Origin of the sequence: Cronobacter sp. HA18003 (genome assembly GCF_011605905.1) — a bacterium.
Lineage (GTDB): Bacteria > Pseudomonadota > Gammaproteobacteria > Enterobacterales > Enterobacteriaceae > Cronobacter > Cronobacter sakazakii.
Window position 1 is genome coordinate 609446 of the sequence record NZ_JAANQO010000021.1, and the last position, 18533, is coordinate 627978.

Consider the following 18533-nt stretch of genomic DNA (forward strand, 5'->3'; position numbering starts at 1 on the left):
TGTTATACCCCTTTAATCTGTACCAGCCCCTGCAGCACCTGATCCAGGCCGCCGAATACGGAGATCTTATCGATACGCTCCGCCACTTTTTCCAGGGTTTCGAGCTCTTTGAGTCGCAGCGCGACCGGATTGTTTTCCATCACTTTTGCGGTGTTCAGCAGCGAACGGGTCGCGGCGGTCTCTTCACGGCGACGAATCACGTTCGCCTGCGCGGATTTCTCCGCCTCCACCAACCGCGACAAAATCGTTTTCATGTCGCCCGGCAGCACGATGTCTTTCACGCCGGTCGACGCCACGTCGATACCAAACGGCGCCATGCGTGCGATAACCTGCGCGCTCACCACGTCGTCGATAATCTGTTTATTTTCCAGCAGCTCATCGAGCGTGCGGGTGCCGACTGCCTCGCGCAGCGCAAACTGCAATTCGCGGTATAAATGCTCCAGCGGTTTGGCAAGCTGGCTGTACGCCTGCAACACGTCCTGATAGCGCCAGTTGGCACCCAGATTAATGCGCAGGTTCACTTTATCTTTGGTCAGGATCTCCTGCCCGGAGACTTCCATCGCCTGAAGGCGCGTATCTACCACTTCCGCTTCCACCAGATGGTTGATTTTCCAGTACGCGCTTAAGCCTGGCGGCAGCAGCGGCTGCGTAACGCCGTCGATTTTCAGCACGCCCACATGCCAGGCGGGCACATTGACGGTCAGGATAGCGTCGCGCCCTTTCACTACGGCATCGCGGCCGCGCGGCTGCAACACGGCGGTCATTATCTCCGTCGGCACCTGTACGTCGCGGGTGTCCATAAGTACGGCGCGCAGGCTGTCGCCATCGCGCCAGAAGAGACGCCGCGCGCCCGGCGGGATAATTTCCACCAGCACGTTGTTACGCCACAGCGCCGCGGTTTCGTTATCGGCGGTATCAACCGCCAGGCAATATTTCTCTACCCATTCTGGCTGAAAACGGCGCAGATAGTCGGCCAGCGCCGGCGCGACGTCGCCGCTGTTCATCTCCACCAGCGTCATGTCCGGTTTGTTGAACCACGGCAGGCGATGTTCGCCCGCTTCCAGCACCTGATAAAAATCGCCCTGTTTTGCCAGTAAACCCAGCTGGCCCTTACGAATCGTCACTTTGTTATTCATTTTTTTCCCTTACTGTTGTGGCTGACGCGGATAACGGCGCGAAGCGGGAGGGGGAAGCCACCTCTGTTCCGGTCTTTTCTGCCTGCCGCCCGGCGCCGTTACCGGCGTCAGTGTGTGGCGGTCGCTAACGACTCAACCGCCGGGGTACTGCTTTTAACGTTTCTCTGGAAGGAGAAAGAAAGTTCAGGAGTCGAACCTGATAAACCGACCGTTTTCCACGTCATTGCACTGGCGGAACGCCCCCTGGATAACGTGTTACCGTTCCCGGTGCGCCGGCGGGGCTATAAACCCCTGCATACCCAGCGTGCTGACGAAGTGATAATTGCCAGAAGCGTGCCAGTTTCGTTTAAGGTGAAAATAAATTTTTAATATGTTGATTATTAAGAGATAAATTTTTTATTCGATACGCGACGGCTATAACAGAAAGGCGTATGATTTATCTTTTAATATCGTTATTTATCTTTAAGGATAAGAGATGCAAAAGCGTCGCGTGGTGATTGGCATGCTGGGCACCGTACTGGACCGGCGCGGTAAGCGCACCAACCGCTGGAATAAATGGCGTCCGTCCGTCGCGCTGTGCCAGCAGCCCGGTTTGCCTGTCGACCGCTTTGAACTGCTGTACCAGGCGCGCGACGCGTCGCTCGCAGAGCGGGTCACAGAAGATATCGCCGCCGTCTCGCCGCATACCGAAGTACGCCCGCACACCGTGGTGATGGACGATCCGTGGGATTTCGAGGAGGTGTACGCCGCGCTGCTGGATTTCGCCACGCGCTATCCCTTTGATACCGATAACGAAGAGTATCTGGTGCATATCACCACCGGCACGCACGTGGCGCAGATCTGCTGGTTCCTGCTGACCGAAGCGCGGTATCTCCCGGCGGCGCTGTTACAGACCAGCCCCGATCGTCAGGGCGACGATGAAGCGCAGAAAACCATCGGCACGGCGTCGGTCATCGATCTCGATTTAAGCCGCTATGCGACGCTGACCAGCCGCTTCCAGCGCGAGCAGCAGCAGTCGGTGTCGTTCCTCAAATCCGGCATCGACACCCGCAACGCCACGTTTAACCGTCTGATCGACCAGATCGAGCGCGTGGCGCTGCGATCCACCGCGCCGATTCTGCTGACGGGGCCGACCGGCGCGGGGAAATCGTTTCTCGCAAAGCGCATTTTCCAGCTGCGCCAGGCGCGGCATCTGGTGCAGGGAAAACTGGTCTCCGTGAACTGCGCGACGCTTCGCGGCGATAACGCGATGTCGACGCTCTTTGGCCACGTGAAGGGCGCGTTTACCGGAGCGCAGCAGGCGCGGCCAGGGCTTCTGCGCGAGGCCGACGGCGGCGTGCTGTTTCTGGATGAAATCGCTGAGCTGGGGCTCGATGAACAGGCGATGCTGCTGAAAGCTATTGAGGAAAAGACCTTTTTCCCGTTCGGCGCGGATAAAGAAGTGCAGAGCGATTTTCAGCTGATCGCCGGTACGCACCGCGACATGGCGCGATGGGTCGCTGAAGGCCGTTTTCGCGAAGATCTCTATGCGCGTATTAATATGTGGGCCTTCGCGCTGCCGGGCCTCGCCGAGCGCCGCGAGGATATCGCGCCAAACGTGGAGTATGAGCTACAGCGCTTCTCGGCGCAGCAGCAGACGCAGATCCGCTTTGATAAAACGGCGCGCGAAAATTATCTCGCCTTCGCCTGCTCGCCGCAGGCGCGCTGGCCGGGCAACTTTCGCGAACTGGGCAGCTCGGTGGCGCGCATGGCGACGCTTGCCGAGCAGGGTCGCATTACCGACGCGTTAGTCGAGGAAGAGATCGCCCGTCTTACCGCGAGCTGGCGGCCAATCACCACTGCTGCCGCCGCGCTGCCTGTTGATACCGCAACGCTCGATCTCTTCGACCGCGACCAGCTGGCGGCGGTTGTTGCCGTGTGCAGGCGTAGCGCCTCGCTCTCTGAAGCCGGACGCACGCTGTTTGCCGTTTCGCGCCAGAAGAAAGCCAACCCGAACGACGCCGACCGCCTGCGTAAATATCTGGCGCGCTTTGGGCTGAGCTGGGAACAGGTTAAAGCCCCTGAATGAGGCCTTTTCATCATAATTTGTTTGAATAACTTTCCTTCGCACGATAAACAATATCAATGGCCGGGCTCGATCCCGGCCTTTTTTATAATTACAAAACACAACATTCTCCCCGGCGATGCCGCGTTACAACGACGGTTCGCCACGGGGTGCAAGGAAAACACGATGCTCGCGACACTCACCCGGCTGTTCCCGCTCTGGGCGCTGCTGCTCTCGGTTATTGCTTATTACACGCCCGCCACGTTTACCCCCATCGGCCCGTGGGTCAGCACATTATTGATGCTGATTATGTTTGGTATGGGCGTACACCTGAAACTCGATGATTTTAAACGCGTGCTGTCGCGCCCCGCGCCGGTGGCCGCAGGGATTTTCCTGCACTATCTGGTGATGCCGCTGGCCGCCTGGCTGCTGGCGATGCTGTTTCATATGCCGCCGGATCTCTCCGCCGGTATGGTGCTGGTGGGGAGCGTGGCGAGCGGTACGGCGTCTAACGTCATGATCTATCTGGCGAAAGGCGATGTGGCGCTGTCGGTGACCATTTCGTCGGTCTCAACGCTGGTGGGCGTGGTGGCCACGCCATTACTGACGCGCCTTTATGTTGACGCGCATATTCAGGTCGATGTAATGGGGATGCTGCTGAGCATTCTGCAAATCGTGGTGATCCCGATTGCGCTCGGGCTTATCGTGCATCACCTGTTCCCGCGCGTGGTGAAAGCGGTGGAGCCATACCTGCCCGCGTTTTCCATGGTATGTATTCTGGCGATTATCAGCGCCGTGGTGGCGGGTTCTGCCTCGCATATCGCGTCCGTCGGGCTGATGGTGATTGTGGCGGTGATTCTGCATAACAGTATCGGCCTGCTCGGCGGCTACTGGGGCGGGCGTCTCTTCGGGTTTGACGAATCCACCTGCCGGACGCTGGCGATTGAAGTCGGGATGCAAAACTCCGGGCTTGCCGCCGCGCTCGGCAAACTCTATTTTTCGCCGCTCGCGGCCCTGCCCGGCGCGCTGTTCTCGGTGTGGCATAACCTCTCCGGCTCGCTGCTCGCGGGCTACTGGTCCGGCAAACCGGTCGACAAAAACGCGCGGCGTTCCGGACGCTAATCAAATAAGCCCGGCGAAACCGGGCTTATTTACTGAGTTAGCGGCGGCGTTGCGTTACACTGGCGGTTCACCCCCTGAGGAGTCGCCACTATGTCCCTGCCCCGACTGACCCAGAAAGAGATGACGGAAAGCGAACAGCGCGAATTAAAAACCCTGCTCGACCGCGCCCGCATCGCCCATGGTCGCCCGCTTACCAATTCCGAAGCCAACCACGTCAAAAAAGAGTATATCGACAAGCTGATGGCGCAGCGCGAACAAGCGGCGAAGCAGACGCGCAAACAGAAAAAAGCGCAGGCGTATAAACCGGACAGCGACGCGACTTTTTCATGGTCCGCCAGCACGCCCGTGCGGGGACGGCGCTAAGCCTTCTTCTTACGAAAATGCTGGCTGACCTGCCAGAGAACCGGTGGAGATAATGTGATAAAGGCAACCCAACGCTTAAAACCACGCTGGCAGTGATGAAAGCGTTGGGTCTCGGTTTAACGGTTAAATCATAAAAGCGGCTTTGTAAGGCTACTCTTCCAGCCGCTCCTCATCGTCATCCGGCTGTTCGAGGATGCTGTAGGCCACGGCGCAGAACAGCGAGTTGAGGCGCTTCATATCGCCAAGCAACCCCAGATGCAGCGAACTGGTTTCAATACTCTGCACGTTTTGCTGATGCAGCCGGTCCACATGCGCGTGCGCGTAACGGCGGTTGAGAATGCGAAAACGGTGCTTATGGCGTCGCAAACGGCGAGCGCTTTGCACGTCGCCCGCGAAAAAGACCGACAGGCTGAGCTTCAGGTTGGCGGTCAGTTTCTCCAGCAGCGTATCCAGCTCTTTCACGCCTTCCGGTGAAAACGCGCGGCGCGCGGCCAGCGATTTATTCGCCACTTCGCTGCCCATACGCTCCAGAATATCCGCCGCCTGTTCAAGGTTTAGCGACATTTCAATGATTTCCGCCCAGCGCTTCGCCTCATCTTCCGCCAGATCTTCTTTCGGCATGCGCGCCATATAAAGCTTAATGGCGGTGTAGAGCACATCCACGTCGTCGGCGAGCCGCCGCAGCGTCTTCTCCTGACGCGGTTCGCCATGCATCACTTTGCCGTAGACCTCCAGCATCTGCTCCAGCACGTCGCCGATGCGCAGCGTTTCGCGCGCGGCGTTGGCGAGGCCCAGCGCTGGCGTGTCCAGCGCGCTCGGGTCAAGATGCCGGGGCTTCATGCGCAGATCGGTTTCCGGGGCGTCCGGGATGATGCGCTGACAGAGACGCGCCATCATGCCCGCGAAGGGCACCATCACCAGGCAACGGATGAGGTTATAGAAGACGTGGAAATAGATAACCAACTCCGATTCCTCTACCGGCAGCCTGTGCAGGGATTGCGCCAGCAGCGGCACGAAAGGCAGCACCAGCACGCTGCCCACCAGCTTAAACAGCAGACTGCCGAGCGCCACGCGTCGCGCCGCCGGGCTGGCGGCACCGTTGTTGAGCATCGCGAGCAGGCCGGAGCCGAGGTTCGCACCAATCACCAGACAGAGCGCCACCTGAAAGGAGATGACATCCGTGGCGGTGAGCGTCGCGGTGAGCAGAACCGCCGCCAGGCTTGAGTAGCTGATGACCGCGAACACCGCCCCTATCAGCGCGTCGAGCATGATATCGCCGGTGAGCGAGGCGAAAATGACCTGTACGCCGGAGGCGTTGGTGATTGGCGTAACCGCCTGCACGATGAGCTCCAGCGCCTGCAAAATCAGCCCAAGGCCGATAGCGACGCGCCCGAGCTGGCCGGCGCGGCTCTGTTTACGACCAAGAAAGAAGATGACGCCGATAAAAATCAGCAGCGGCGAGAGCCACGAGAGATCGAAAGTAAGCACGCGCGCCATGAGCGCCGTACCGACATCCGCGCCAAGCACGATGACAAGCGCGGGCGTCAGCGCCACCAGATCCTGCGCGACGAACGAGGTGACAAGCAGCGTGGTGGCGTTGCTGCTCTGCACCAGCGCCGTCACGCCGATGCCCGCGCAGAAGGCGAGCGGTTTTTTCTCAACGCTGCGGCTGAGCACGCTTCTTAAGCGCGCGCCGAAGACGCGCATGACGCCGGTACGCACGATGTGAGTGCCCCAGACGAGCAGCGCCACAGCAGAAAGCAGGTGTAACAGCGTTAACACGGCTTCTCCTTATCGTTGTGTTTTCCTAAGAAGCAGGCGCGATGCTGCTCCTTTGATGAGTATAAGTAATTAACCGGAGGAAGTATTGGCGGGTGGGTATATGAAGGGTCAACCGGGAGTTGAATTAGGCGGGAATGATGGGTGCTGGATCATGACGGAACGGCGGGTGCGCTGCGCTTACCCGCCCTACGTTTCGGTTGTAGGGTGGGTAAGCCGCGCGCATCCACCAGCGCGTTGATGAGGGCGGAAATAGCGGTTGTTGGATCATGACGGGAACGGCGGGTGCGCTGCACTTACCCGCCCTACGTTTCAGTTGTAGGGTGGGTAAGCCGTGCGCACCCACCGGCGCGTTGATGAGCGCGGAAATAGCGGTTGTTGGAGGATGCCGGGAACGGCGGGTGCGCTGCGCTTACCCGCCCTACGCTTCGGTTGTAGGGTGGGTAAGCAACGCGCACCCACCAGCGTGTTCGTCTTACAGGCCTAATCCGAAACTAATCGGCGTCATAGCCAAGGTTCGCCGCGAGCCACCGCTCTACCTCGCTCACGCTCATCCCTTTGCGCTGCGCGTAATCTTCCACCTGGTCGCGCTGGATCTGCGCCACGGCGAAATATTTGCTTTCCGGGTGGCTGAAATACCAGCCGGAGACTGACGCGCCTGGCCACATGGCGTAGGACTCCGTGAGTTTCATGCCGATGCGGTTTTCCACGTCCAGCAGATCCCAGATAACCGATTTCTCGGTGTGCTCCGGGCATGCCGGATAACCCGGCGCCGGGCGAATGCCCTGATAATTTTCACGGATGAGCTCCTCATTGCTGAGGTTTTCATACGGCGCGTAGCCCCACAGCACTTTACGCACGCGCTCATGCAGATACTCGGCGAACGCTTCCGCCAGACGGTCGGCCACCGCTTTGACCATGATTTTATTGTAATCATCATGCTGCGCGTCGAAGGCCTCCGCCAGCGCGTCTTCCTCCTGCCCGCCGGTCACGGCGAACGCGCCGAGGTAGTCTGCTTTGCCGCTGTGTTTTGGCGCGACGAAATCGGCCAGACAGTAGTTCGCAAAGCCCACTTTCTCGGTCTGCTGACGTAAGTGATGACTTACTGACAACACATGCGTACGGGTCTCGTCGCGGTAGATTTCGATGTCGTCACCCACGCGGTTCGCCGGGAAAAGCCCCACCACGCCGCGCGGCGTCAGGGATTTTTCGGCGCTCAGTTTGTCGAGCATTTCGTTGGCGTCTTTAAACAACCGCTGAGCCTCTTCGCCCACAACCTCATCTTCCAGAATGCGCGGGTATTTCCCGGCGAGCGACCAGGTCATAAAGAACGGCGTCCAGTCGATGTAATTACGCAGCGTCTCGATGCTTGCCGTTACTTCTTCGACGCCCAGACGGTGTGCGGCGGGCGGCGTATAGCTTTCCCAGTCGAACGCCAGATCGTTTTCACGCGCGGCGGCGAGCGTCACCGGCGGCGTGCGCGGTTTTTTACGCCCGTGCTGAATGCGCACGGTTTCATACTCTTTGCGGGTGCGCGCGACGAAATCGTCACGCAGCGTGTCGGAGAGCAGCGCAGAGACTACGCCCACGGTGCGCGAGGCGTTCTGAACATAGACCGTCGGCCCGCTATAGTTCTGCTCGATTTTCACCGCCGTATGGGCTTTAGACGTGGTCGCGCCACCGATAAGCAGCGGCAGCGTAAAGCCCTGGCGCTCCATCTCTTTCGCCACGTTGACCATCTCATCAAGCGACGGCGTGATAAGCCCGGAAAGTCCGATAATATCGGCGTTCACTTCACGCGCGGTTTTGAGGATTTTATCCGTCGGCACCATCACGCCGAGGTCGATAATCTCGTAGTTGTTGCACTGCAACACCACGCCAACGATGTTTTTGCCGATGTCGTGGACATCGCCTTTCACGGTCGCGAGCACGATTTTGCCGTTGCTCTTGCCCACTTCTTTACTGGCCTGGATGTACGGCTCAAGATACGCCACCGCTTGTTTCATCACGCGGGCCGATTTCACCACCTGTGGCAGGAACATTTTGCCCTCGCCGAACAGATCGCCGACCACGTTCATGCCGTCCATCAGCGGGCCTTCAATTACCTCAATCGGGCGGGCCGCCTGCTGGCGCGCCTCTTCGGTATCCTGCTCGATAAACTCGGTAATGCCTTTGACCAGTGAATACTCAAGGCGCTTTTTGACATCCCACGTGCGCCATTCCGCCTGCTGGGCATCTGCCGCGTTATCCGCTTTGCTGCCGCGGTACTTTTCGGCAAGCGCCAGCAGCCGCTCGGTGCCATCGGCGCGGCGGTTAAGGATGACGTCTTCTACCGCGTCGCGCAGCTCGGTGGGCAGATCGTCGTAAATCGCCAGCTGCCCGGCGTTAACGATACCCATGTCCATGCCGTTGCGGATGGCGTAGTAGAGGAACACGGCGTGGATCGCCTCGCGCACCGGGTCGTTGCCGCGAAACGAGAACGAGACGTTAGAGACGCCGCCGGAGATCAGCGCATGCGGCAGCTCGCGTTTAATGTCTTCACACGCGCCGATAAAATCCTGCGCGTAGTTGTTGTGCTCATCGATGCCGGTCGCGACCGCGAAAATGTTCGGGTCGAAGATAATATCTTCCGGCGGGAAGCCGACCTCTTCGGTGAGGATTTTGTAGGCGCGGCGGCAAATTTCAATTTTACGCTCGCGGGTGTCGGCCTGGCCCACTTCGTCAAACGCCATCACCACCACCGCCGCGCCATAGCGGCGCACCAGCTTCGCGTGATGCACAAACGCCTCGACGCCCTCTTTCATGGAGATCGAGTTAACGATGCCTTTGCCCTGAATGCATTTCAGACCTTTTTCGATAACGTCCCACTTCGACGAGTCGATCATAATCGGCACGCGGGCGATGTCTGGCTCACCCGCGATAAGGTTGAGGAAACGCACCATCGCCGCTTCGGCGTCGAGCATCCCCTCATCCATGTTGATATCAATAATCTGCGCGCCGTTTTCGACCTGCTGGCGCGCCACGTCCAGCGCTTCGCTGTATTTCTCTTCTTTGATTAAGCGCTTAAATTTGGCCGAGCCGGTGACGTTGGTACGCTCGCCGACGTTCACAAACAGCGAATCGTCGCCGATGTTGAGCGGCTCAAGGCCCGCCAGACGGCAGGCGACGGGAATATCCGGCAGTTTACGCGGCGGTAAACCGTCCACCGCGCGGCTCATGGCGGCGATGTGTTCCGGCGTGGTGCCGCAGCAGCCGCCGACGATATTTAAGAAGCCCGACTGCGCCCACTCGCGGATTTGCGCGGCCATCACATCGGCGTCTAAATCATATTCACCAAAAGCGTTGGGCAGGCCCGCGTTGGGGTGCGCGGTGACGTAGCATTCCGCGATGCGCGACAGCTCCGCCACGTACTGGCGCAGCTCGTCCGGGCCCAGCGCACAGTTAAGGCCGAAGGTGAGCGCATCGGCGTGGCGCAGCGAGTTATAAAACGCTTCGGTGGTCTGGCCCGACAGCGTACGGCCCGAGGCGTCGGTGATTGTGCCGGAGATCATGATGGGCAGCTCGACGCCGAGCGCCTCGAACTCTGCCTTCACGGCGAAAATCGCGGCCTTGGCGTTAAGGGTATCGAAAACCGTTTCGATGAGAATGAGATCTGCGCCGCCTTCAATCAGCGCGCGCGTGGATTCGCGGTAAGCCTCCACCAGCTGATCAAAAGTAATATTACGGAAGGCCGGGTCGTTAACATCAGGAGAAATCGAGGCTGTACGGTTAGTTGGCCCTAACACACCTGCCACGTAACGCGGTTTTTCCGGCGTGCGCGCCGTCCATTCATCGGCGCAGGCGCGGGCCAGCTTCGCGGCTTCGTAGTTGATTTCCGCCGACAGCGATTCCATCTGGTAATCGGCCATCGCGATGGTCGTCGAGTTAAAGGTGTTGGTCTCGATGATATCAGCGCCCGCTTCAAAGTAGGCGTAATGGATAGCGGCGATGATATCTGGCTTAGTGAGTACCAGCAGGTCGTTGTTGCCTTTAAGATCGCACTGCCAGTCGGCGAAACGCTCGCCGCGGAAATCCTCTTCATCCAGACGGTAGCTCTGGATCATGGTGCCCATACCGCCGTCCAGCACCATAATGCGTTCCGCTAATTGCCGGTGCAGCTGTTCAGATTTGCTACTCACATGTGCTCCTGATACTCGACAAAACCCAGGCCGGAAAGGCCAGCAAACCATACTGGCATAAAGCGATCGGCCGGGGAAGGCGAGCGACGGCAACTTGAGACATGTTCATTATTGACTGCTCCGATGAGTTGCCTGGCGGTTGCATTATCGCCAAATAAAACGAAAATGATTTCCACGATACAGAAAAGGAGGCCGCTATGGTCGCTACCGTACCCGCTAAACGTGGCAAAAAGCCCCGTAACGCCGCCGCCGCTGCCGCCGCCCCGCCGGCGACGGGCCAGGTGCAGTCGCTCACGCGCGGCCTGAAACTGCTGGAGTGGATAGCTGAATCGCAGGGTAGCGTGGCGCTGACGGAGCTGGCGCAGCAGGCCGGATTGCCGAATTCCACCACTCACCGCCTGCTGACGACTATGCAGCAGCTGGGCTTTGTGCGCCAGGTTGGCGATTTAGGCCACTGGGCTATCGGCGCGCACGCCTTTATTATCGGCAGCAGTTTTCTGCAAAGCCGCAACCTGCTGGCGATTGTGCACCCGATTCTGCGCAAACTGATGGAAGAGTCCGGCGAAACCGTGAACCTCGCCGTGCTGGATAAAAGCGACCATCAGGCCATTATTATCGACCAGGTACAGTGTACCCAGCTGATGCGCATGTCCGCGCCGATTGGCGGCAAGCTGCCGATGCACGCGTCCGGTGCCGGTAAAGCGTTTTTGTCGCAGTTAAGCGATGAAGATGTCTCCGCGCTGCTCCATCGCCAGGGGCTTAAAGCCTATACGCACGCGACGCTGGTGGCGCCTGCGCATCTGAAAGACGATCTCGCCCAGACGCGCAAGCGCGGCTATTCGTTTGATGATGAAGAGCACGCGCTTGGCCTGCGCTGCGTGGCGGCCTGCATTTACGACGAGCACCACGAGGCGTTCGCCGCGATCTCTATTTCCGGCCCGATTTCACGCATGACGGACGATCGCGTGACGGAGTTAGGCGCGATGGTGATCCGCGCGGCAAAAGAAGTGACGCAGGCTTTCGGCGGCGTTCGTTAAATGGCTTGCGGGTGTCAGAGGTTCTCCGCCTGACGCCTTCGCTTTAGCCCTCGCCCACCGCAGAGGGCGCAATCGCTGAAACGGCTGCCTCCGGGTGGCCGTTGTGGTTTTTCCAGCGCACGCAAAAGCGCTGGCGGCGGCGGTACGCGTACACATCCTCCACATACCCTTCACGAATGCGCGTCTGTAGCGCGCGCCAGTAGCTGGCGCTGAACAGATCGCTGTGCATCTCCTCAAACAGCGGGCCGATTTTCGGGTCGGCGCAGAGCCAGTGGCGAAACTCCTCCGGGAAGACGTCGCCGGGTGCCACGCTGTACCAGGGTTCGGCGCTGAGCTCGTCTTCCGGGTAGCGCGGCGGCGGGATATCGCGAAAGTTTACTTCGGTCATGTAGCAGATCTCGTCGTAATCGTAGAATACGACCCGCCCGTGGCGCGTGACGCCGAAGTTTTTAAACAGCATGTCGCCGGGAAAGATGTTGGCGGCGGCGAGCTGGCGGATGGCGTTGCCATACTCTTCGATGGCGTCGCGCAGCTGCTGGCCCGTCGCCTGCTCCAGCCAGATATTGAGCGGCACCATCCGGCGCTCAATATAGAGATGGCTGATGGAGATTTTATCGCCCATGTCGGTGAGCTTCTGCCCGACCTCCTGTTGCAGCAGCGCCATCAGTTCCGGGCTGATACGGCGTTTTTCAATGACGAAGTTTTCAAACTCCTGGGTATCCGCCATGCGGCCGACGCGGTCGTGCTCTTTGACCAGCTGGTAGCAGGCGCGCACGTGCGCTTCGCTCATCTCTTTTTGCGGGGCGAAGCGGTCTTTGATGACTTTAAAGACGCGATCAAACCCCGGCAGCGTGAAGACCAGCATCACCATGCCGCGAATGCCTGGCGCCTCGATAAACTGCTCGTCGGCGTGACGCAGATAGTGGAGATATTCGCGGTAGCTTTCGGTTTTGGCGTGTTTCTGGCAGCCAATCGCCATATAGAGCTCAGCCGTGGTTTTGCCCGGCAGGATTTCGCGCAGCCATTCGACAAGCGCGGCGGGCAGCGGCGCATACACCATGAAATAAGAGCGGGCGAAGCCGAAAACGATGCTCGCCCCGGCGCTGCCGGTAAGGCAGGTGTCGACAAACAGTTCGCCGTCGTCGCTGCGGTGGACAGGCAGCAGAAAAGGCAGCGTGGCGTCAGGCAGGCGCAGTTTGCCCACCAGCCACGCGGCTTTGTTGCGGTAGAAGAGTTCGTTCGCCATTTCCAGATGCGCCTGCGCAAGGCGCGCCGGGCCGAGTGTCTCATTGAGATGTGCGATGATGTAGCGCACGTCGCGCGCCAGATCCTGCCACGGCAGGCGCAACGGGAGATCGGTGAGCAAGGTGGTCAGAAGCGGCTGCCAGCCCTGCTCCGGGAAAAAATTTTTCGCGAGCGGTCGCGGCATGGTGCGAAAACGTCGCTCGGGCTGGGAGCTGAAAATAAACAGCCTGTCTGGCGTCAGCGAGCGGTGATCATAAAGCCTGCAATAGACCGAATTAAAAAAGCTTTCAGCGATTTCAAAGCGTGGATAATCGGGAAGCAAGTCGGTGTAGTGACGCTTCACGCGCAGCAGAAAATCGGGGTCGGTAGCCTTGCCTTCCATAATGCAGCGCAACTGCTCCACCACCAGCCCGACATGGTGATCGTAGAGATGGATACGGCTTTTCATCGCCTGCTGGACGGCGTGCCAGTCGGCCTGCTCGAAGCGGTGCTGCGCGCCCGCGGTAATTTCCAGAAAACGACCATATTGCGCGTCAAACCCCTGCAGGATGGTTTGGGCGATGAGTAGCTCCAGTCCACGCGGCGGCATAGGCAGGCTCCGTGTGTGAAAATAAAAGATATGGCAGATAAGTTACGCGCGCCCACAGCTTACGATCGGTGGATGCGCTACGCTTATCCACCCTACACAGGATCAAAGCGGTGGTAGGGCGGGTAACGACGCGCACCCGCCATTCGTAAACGGTGGATGCGCTGCGCTTATCCACCCTACGTATAGCGCCATGTGAGTTGCAGGGCGGGTAAACGGCGCACCCGCCGCTGGCAACCGGTGGATGCGACGCTTAAAGCAGCGTCAGAACTGCGCTTCTTCGGTCGAGCCGGTTAACGCCGTCACGGATGACACGCCGCCCTGGATAATGGTCGTGACATTATCAAAGTAACCCGTGCCCACCTCCTGCTGGTGCGATACAAAGGTGTAGCCCTCTTTGCCAGCGGCAAATTCCGGCTGCTGCACTTTCTCGACGTAATGCCGCATCCCTTCGCCCTGCGCGTAGGCGTGAGCGAGATCAAACATGTTGAACCACATGCTGTGAATGCCCGCGAGCGTAATGAACTGGTATTTGTACCCCATCGCCGAGAGCTCCTCCTGGAAAGACGCGATGGTTTTGTCATCGAGCTTTTTCTTCCAGTTGAACGACGGCGAGCAGTTATATGCCAGCAGCTTGCCGGGGAAGCGCGCGTGGATAGCTTCGGCGAAGCGTCGCGCCTGGTCGAGATCCGGCGTGGAGGTTTCGCACCACACCAGATCCGCATACGGCGCATAGGCGAGCCCGCGGCTGATCGCCTGCTCGACGCCCGCGCGGGTACGGAAGAAACCTTCGCTGGTACGCTCGCCGGTAATGAATTCGCTGTCATACGGATCGCAGTCGGAGGTGATGAGATCCGCCGCATCGGCGTCGGTGCGCGCAATCAGCAACGTCGGAACGCCCATAACGTCTGCCGCGAGCCGGGCCGCAACCAGCTTCTGGATAGCTTCCTGCGTGGGCACCAGCACTTTGCCGCCCATATGGCCGCACTTTTTCACCGAGGCGAGCTGATCTTCAAAGTGAACCGCCGCGGCACCGGCCTCAATCATCGCTTTCATCAGCTCAAAGGCATTGAGCACGCCGCCGAAGCCCGCCTCGGCATCGGCCACGATCGGCAGGAAATAATCGACATAACGCGGATCGCCAGGCTCAATGCCCGCAGCCCACTGGATCTGATCGGCGCGACGAAACGTGTTGTTGATCCGCTCAACCACCGCAGGTACGGAGTTCGCCGGATAGAGCGACTGGTCCGGATACATGCTGGCGGCAAGGTTGGCGTCTGCCGCGACCTGCCAGCCGGAGAGATAGATGGCCTCGATCCCCGCTTTCGCCTGCTGCAATGCCTGCCCGCCGGTCAGCGCGCCCAGGCTGTTGACGTAGCCCTTTTTCGACTCGCCATGCAGCAGACGCCACATTCTTGCCGCGCCAAGCTGCGCCAGCGTGCATTCCGGATTGACCGAACCGCGTAATTTCACCACATCCTGCGCGCTATAAGGGCGGCGAATGCCCTCCCAGCGCGGGTTTGTCCATTCCTGCTCTAACTGCTGAATCTGTTGGGTACGTGTTGTTGTCATGGCAGATGCTCCGTGTTGTTGTGGTGGTGTAGTGTAGGGTCAGGCCAGCAGGCGATAGCCCGGCAGCGTCAGGAAGTCGATGAGTTCATCAGACGTGGTGATTTGCTCCATCAGCCGCGCGGCCTCGTCAAAACGGCCGTGGCTGTAGCGCTGCTCGCCAAGCTCCTCCTGAATGACGCGCATCTCTTCGGCCAGCATCTGGCGGAACAGATCTTTGGTGACTGTGCTGCCGTTGCTGAGCGTTTTCTGATGGTGTATCCACTGCCAGATGGAGGTGCGTGAGATTTCCGCCGTCGCGGCATCTTCCATCAGGCCATAAATCGGTACGCAGCCGTTGCCGGAAATCCAGGCTTCGATGTACTGCACTGCCACGCGAATATTGGCGCGCATCCCCTCTTCCGTGCGCTCGCCGGGGCATGGCTCAAGCAGTTGCGCGGCGGTGATGGGCGCGTCGTTTTCACGCAGTACATGCAGCTGATTTTTATGCTCGCCAAGCGCGGCGTCAAAAACCGCCATGACCGTATCGCCAAGACCGGGGTGAGCAATCCAGGTGCCGTCGTGACCGTTCGCGGCTTCCAGCTCTTTATCCGCCTTCACTTTGTTAAGCACCCAGTTATTGCGCTCGGTATCTTTGCTCGGGATGAACGCCGCCATGCCGCCCATCGCGAATGCGCCGCGGCGGTGACAGGTTTTAATGAGCAGCCGCGAATAAGCGCTCAGGAAAGGCTTATCCATGGTGACGGATTGTCTGTCCGGCAGGACGCGGTCGGGGTGATTTTTAAGGGTTTTGATATAGCTGAAGATGTAATCCCAGCGCCCGCAGTTGAGGCCGACGATATGGTCACGCAGCGCATGCAGGATCTCGTCCATCTGGAAAACGGCAGGCAGCGTTTCAATAAGCAGCGTGGCTTTGATGGTGCCGCGCGGCAGGTTAAAGCGATCTTCGGCATAGCTGAAGACGTCGCTCCACCAGGCCGCCTCCTGCCAGGACTGCGTTTTCGGCAGGTAGAAATAGGGGCCGCTGCCTTTGGCCAGCAGATTTTTATAGTTGTGGAAGAAGTAGAGCGCGAAATCGAACAGGGCGCCAGGCACGGGCTCGTCGCGCCAGGTAACATGTTTTTCAGGCAGATGCAGGCCGCGTACACGGCAGATAAGCACAGCAGGGTCAGGCTTGAGCTGATAAATTTTGCCCGCCTCGTTGGTCCAGGTAATTGTGCCCTTTATCGCATCACGCAGGTTGATCTGCCCTTCGATGACTTTGTTCCAGGCGGGTGCCAGGGAATCTTCAAAATCCGCCATGAATACTTTGACGTTAGCATTCAGCGCATTGATGACCATTTTGCGCTCGACCGGGCCGGTGATTTCGACGCGACGGTCTTGCAAATCTTCAGGAATGCCGCGAATTTTCCAGTCGCTATTTCTTATGGAAGCCGTTTCCGAAAGAAAGTCTGGCAGCTTTCCGCCATCAATTTCTTTCTGCACCTGTTGCCGTGCGGCGAGCAGATCGTTACGTTGTGGCGTGAAACGCGCCACCAGTTCAGTAAGAAACTCGACGGCCTCCGGCGTCAGGATCTGCCGTTCCTGCTCGCCAAAAGGCTGGCTGAAAGCCAGTTCTGCGGTAATAGCCTGTTGATTCATAGCAGCGCTCCTCGGTTTTGATCCAAAAGATTCCCCATAGCAGACGTACGCGATCTCTTACGTTCAGATTTCGTACAGCACAATTAAGACTACTCATTCTTTTTCTAAAATCAAAAACAATTTCCATTTTAATTTATTTATCATTATAAGCTTTTGATTAGCATACAAATAAAGTGATTTTTTATAATGAAGAGGTTTTCGGAAATAAAAAAGGCACCCGAAGGTGCCTTATAAAGTATGCTGAAACGCTTAAGGATCGTATGCGCGGAAGATTACTCGAGCGTGGGGTTCATATGGCGCAGATCGTATGGCGTGATCTGATACACGTAGTAGTTGAGCCAGTTAGTAAAGAGCAGATTGCCGTGGCTGCGCCAGGTGGCGCGCGGCGTTTTGGTCGGATCGTTATTCGGGAAATAGTTATACGGCACGCGCGGTGCCAGACCTGCTTCAACATCGCGAAAGTATTCGCCGGCAAGGGTCAGGGCGTCGTATTCAGGATGACCTGTAACAAACGCGATGCGCTTGTCTTTACTGGCGAACAGGTAGGCGTCGCCCTCTTCCGATTCGGCCAGAATATCGAGATCGGTGTAGTCACGAATGAGCGCTGCCGGGAAATCGGCATAGCGTGAATGCGGTGCCAGAAAAGTATCGTCAAACCCTTTTGTCAGCAGTGCATGTGGCTGCGTGATGTGATGCTCGTAAACGCCGGAGATTTTCTCCTGGCGCGTCTGCTTGGGGATACCATAGAGGATATTTAACGCCGCCTGGACGGCCCAACAGACAAAAAGCGTGGAGGTAACATGCTCTTTTGCCCACTCCAGCACCTGCTGGATCTGCGGCCAGTACGCAACATCGTTAAACTCAACGAGGCCCAGCGGCGCGCCGGTAACGATAAGACCATCGTAGTTTTCGTCGCAGATATCTTCGAAATTACAGTAGAAGTTGTTGAGATGCTCCGCAGGCGTGTTGCGTGATTCACGGCTGTCTATGCGCAGCAGACGGATATCCACCTGCAAAGGTGAGTTGGAAAGAAGGCGCAGGAACTGATTTTCCGTTTCGATTTTCTTGGGCATCAGATTCAGGATCAGCACCTTAAGCGGACGGATCTCCTGAACGCTGGCGCGTGATGTCGTCATCACGAAGACATTTTCCTGGCGCAGAAAATTGACGGCTGGTAACTCATCAGGCACCCGAATCGGCATAACCTTTTCCTCACAACATACGTTTATACGTTTAGACATCCAGACAGCCAACAATAACCAGGAATGGCGAGAATGTCGAGCAGGAGTACGAAAGGTGAAAATGTTTCACGGGGTATGGGGCTGGAATTGTATCAAAGAGAATTGCGGCGGGATTTTTGAACTGCAACAGAACAAAAGCGGGGGCTTTTCGCCGGCATCTGGTGGTGAAGGACAGACGTCCTGCCGGCGGGTCGCTGCCCGTTACCGTTGCGGGACGATTTGCCGGTCTGCACCGGGTTTACTCTGCCCGCAGACACTCACCGTTGCTGACCGGCATACAAAAAAGCCCCATGCTTTCGCATGAGGCTTTTCCGTTTATATGATGCCTGGCAGTTCCCTACTCTCGCATGGGGAGGCCCCACACTACCATCGGCGCTACGGCGTTTCACTTCTGAGTTCGGCATGGGGTCAGGTGGGACCACCGCGCTACAGCCGCCAGGCAAATTCTGTTTCGTTCACCGCTTCCGCCATGAACGTTTATCCGTCACAAGCTGAATATTGTCTCTCTACTCGCCAGACTTCTTTGGCGTTGTAAGGTTAAGCCTCACGGTTCATTAGTACCGGTTAGCTCAACGCATCGCTGCGCTTACAC

Annotated in this window: 12 protein-coding genes, 1 rRNA gene and 1 pseudogene; 6 read left to right on the forward strand and 8 right to left on the reverse strand. The window is 58.3% G+C overall.

Translation table 11 applies throughout. From position 1 onward, the window contains the following. Window positions 1-2: 2 nt before the first annotated feature. Complete coding sequence (locus G6041_RS14010) at window positions 3-1136, reverse strand: slipin family protein (RefSeq protein ID WP_012123603.1); 1134 nt, start codon at window positions 1134-1136, stop codon at window positions 3-5. Window positions 1137-1250: 114 nt separating this feature from the next. Between G6041_RS14010 and G6041_RS14015 the strand changes: the two genes are divergently transcribed. The 5 genes and pseudogenes from G6041_RS14015 to G6041_RS21465 all read left to right on the forward strand — a co-directional run. Further along, a complete protein-coding gene (locus G6041_RS14015; protein WP_012123602.1) occupies window positions 1251-1505 on the forward strand; it encodes a hypothetical protein in 255 nt (84 codons plus the stop codon). A 106-nt stretch (window positions 1506-1611) separates the two neighbouring features. Further along, window positions 1612-3204, forward strand: a complete 1593-nt coding sequence (gene rtcR / locus G6041_RS14020) for an RNA repair transcriptional activator RtcR (RefSeq protein ID WP_012123601.1) — start codon at window positions 1612-1614, stop codon at window positions 3202-3204. 162 nt (window positions 3205-3366) lie between these two features. Then, on the forward strand, window positions 3367-4302 hold the full coding sequence (panS, locus tag G6041_RS14025; RefSeq protein ID WP_004387518.1) for a ketopantoate/pantoate/pantothenate transporter PanS: 936 nt from the start codon (window positions 3367-3369) through the stop codon (window positions 4300-4302). Between the two features lie 90 nt (window positions 4303-4392). Continuing rightward, a complete protein-coding gene (locus tag G6041_RS14030; RefSeq protein ID WP_007702377.1) occupies window positions 4393-4665 on the forward strand; it encodes a DUF3811 domain-containing protein in 273 nt (90 codons plus the stop codon). Between the two features lie 56 nt (window positions 4666-4721). Further along, window positions 4722-4799: pseudogene (locus G6041_RS21465) on the forward strand (addiction module antidote protein); the annotation flags it as partial. 16 nt (window positions 4800-4815) lie between these two features. Here G6041_RS21465 and G6041_RS14040 read toward each other — a convergent pair. Continuing rightward, window positions 4816-6447, reverse strand: coding sequence for a Na/Pi cotransporter family protein (locus tag G6041_RS14040; RefSeq protein WP_007891561.1), 1632 nt, complete (start codon window positions 6445-6447; stop codon window positions 4816-4818). Window positions 6448-6938: 491 nt separating this feature from the next. Then, complete coding sequence (metH, locus tag G6041_RS14045; protein ID WP_041460347.1) at window positions 6939-10622, reverse strand: methionine synthase; 3684 nt, start codon at window positions 10620-10622, stop codon at window positions 6939-6941. Between the two features lie 197 nt (window positions 10623-10819). Here metH and iclR point away from each other — a divergent pair, with 197 nt between their 5' ends. Continuing rightward, the gene (gene iclR, locus G6041_RS14050) at window positions 10820-11659 is read left to right on the forward strand and encodes a glyoxylate bypass operon transcriptional repressor IclR (protein ID WP_012123598.1); all 840 of its coding nucleotides are present in this window, start codon (window positions 10820-10822) and stop codon (window positions 11657-11659) included. Between the two features lie 43 nt (window positions 11660-11702). Here the strand turns inward: iclR and aceK are convergent, their stop codons facing one another. The 5 genes from aceK to rrf form a co-directional block, all read right to left on the reverse strand. Continuing rightward, the gene (gene aceK, locus G6041_RS14055; RefSeq protein ID WP_012123597.1) at window positions 11703-13493 is read right to left on the reverse strand and encodes a bifunctional isocitrate dehydrogenase kinase/phosphatase; all 1791 of its coding nucleotides are present in this window, start codon (window positions 13491-13493) and stop codon (window positions 11703-11705) included. A gap of 261 nt (window positions 13494-13754) precedes the next feature. Beyond that, window positions 13755-15062: an isocitrate lyase gene (gene aceA, locus G6041_RS14060; RefSeq protein ID WP_004387511.1), complete on the reverse strand. Its 1308-nt coding sequence runs from the start codon at window positions 15060-15062 to the stop codon at window positions 13755-13757. A gap of 39 nt (window positions 15063-15101) precedes the next feature. Beyond that, window positions 15102-16700, reverse strand: a complete 1599-nt coding sequence (gene aceB, locus G6041_RS14065) for a malate synthase A (protein ID WP_012123596.1) — start codon at window positions 16698-16700, stop codon at window positions 15102-15104. Between the two features lie 272 nt (window positions 16701-16972). Further along, on the reverse strand, window positions 16973-17902 hold the full coding sequence (gene metA / locus G6041_RS14070; RefSeq protein ID WP_012123595.1) for a homoserine O-acetyltransferase MetA: 930 nt from the start codon (window positions 17900-17902) through the stop codon (window positions 16973-16975). A gap of 363 nt (window positions 17903-18265) precedes the next feature. Further along, window positions 18266-18381 (reverse strand): 5S ribosomal RNA (gene rrf / locus G6041_RS14075). Between the last annotated feature and the right edge of the window lie 152 nt (window positions 18382-18533).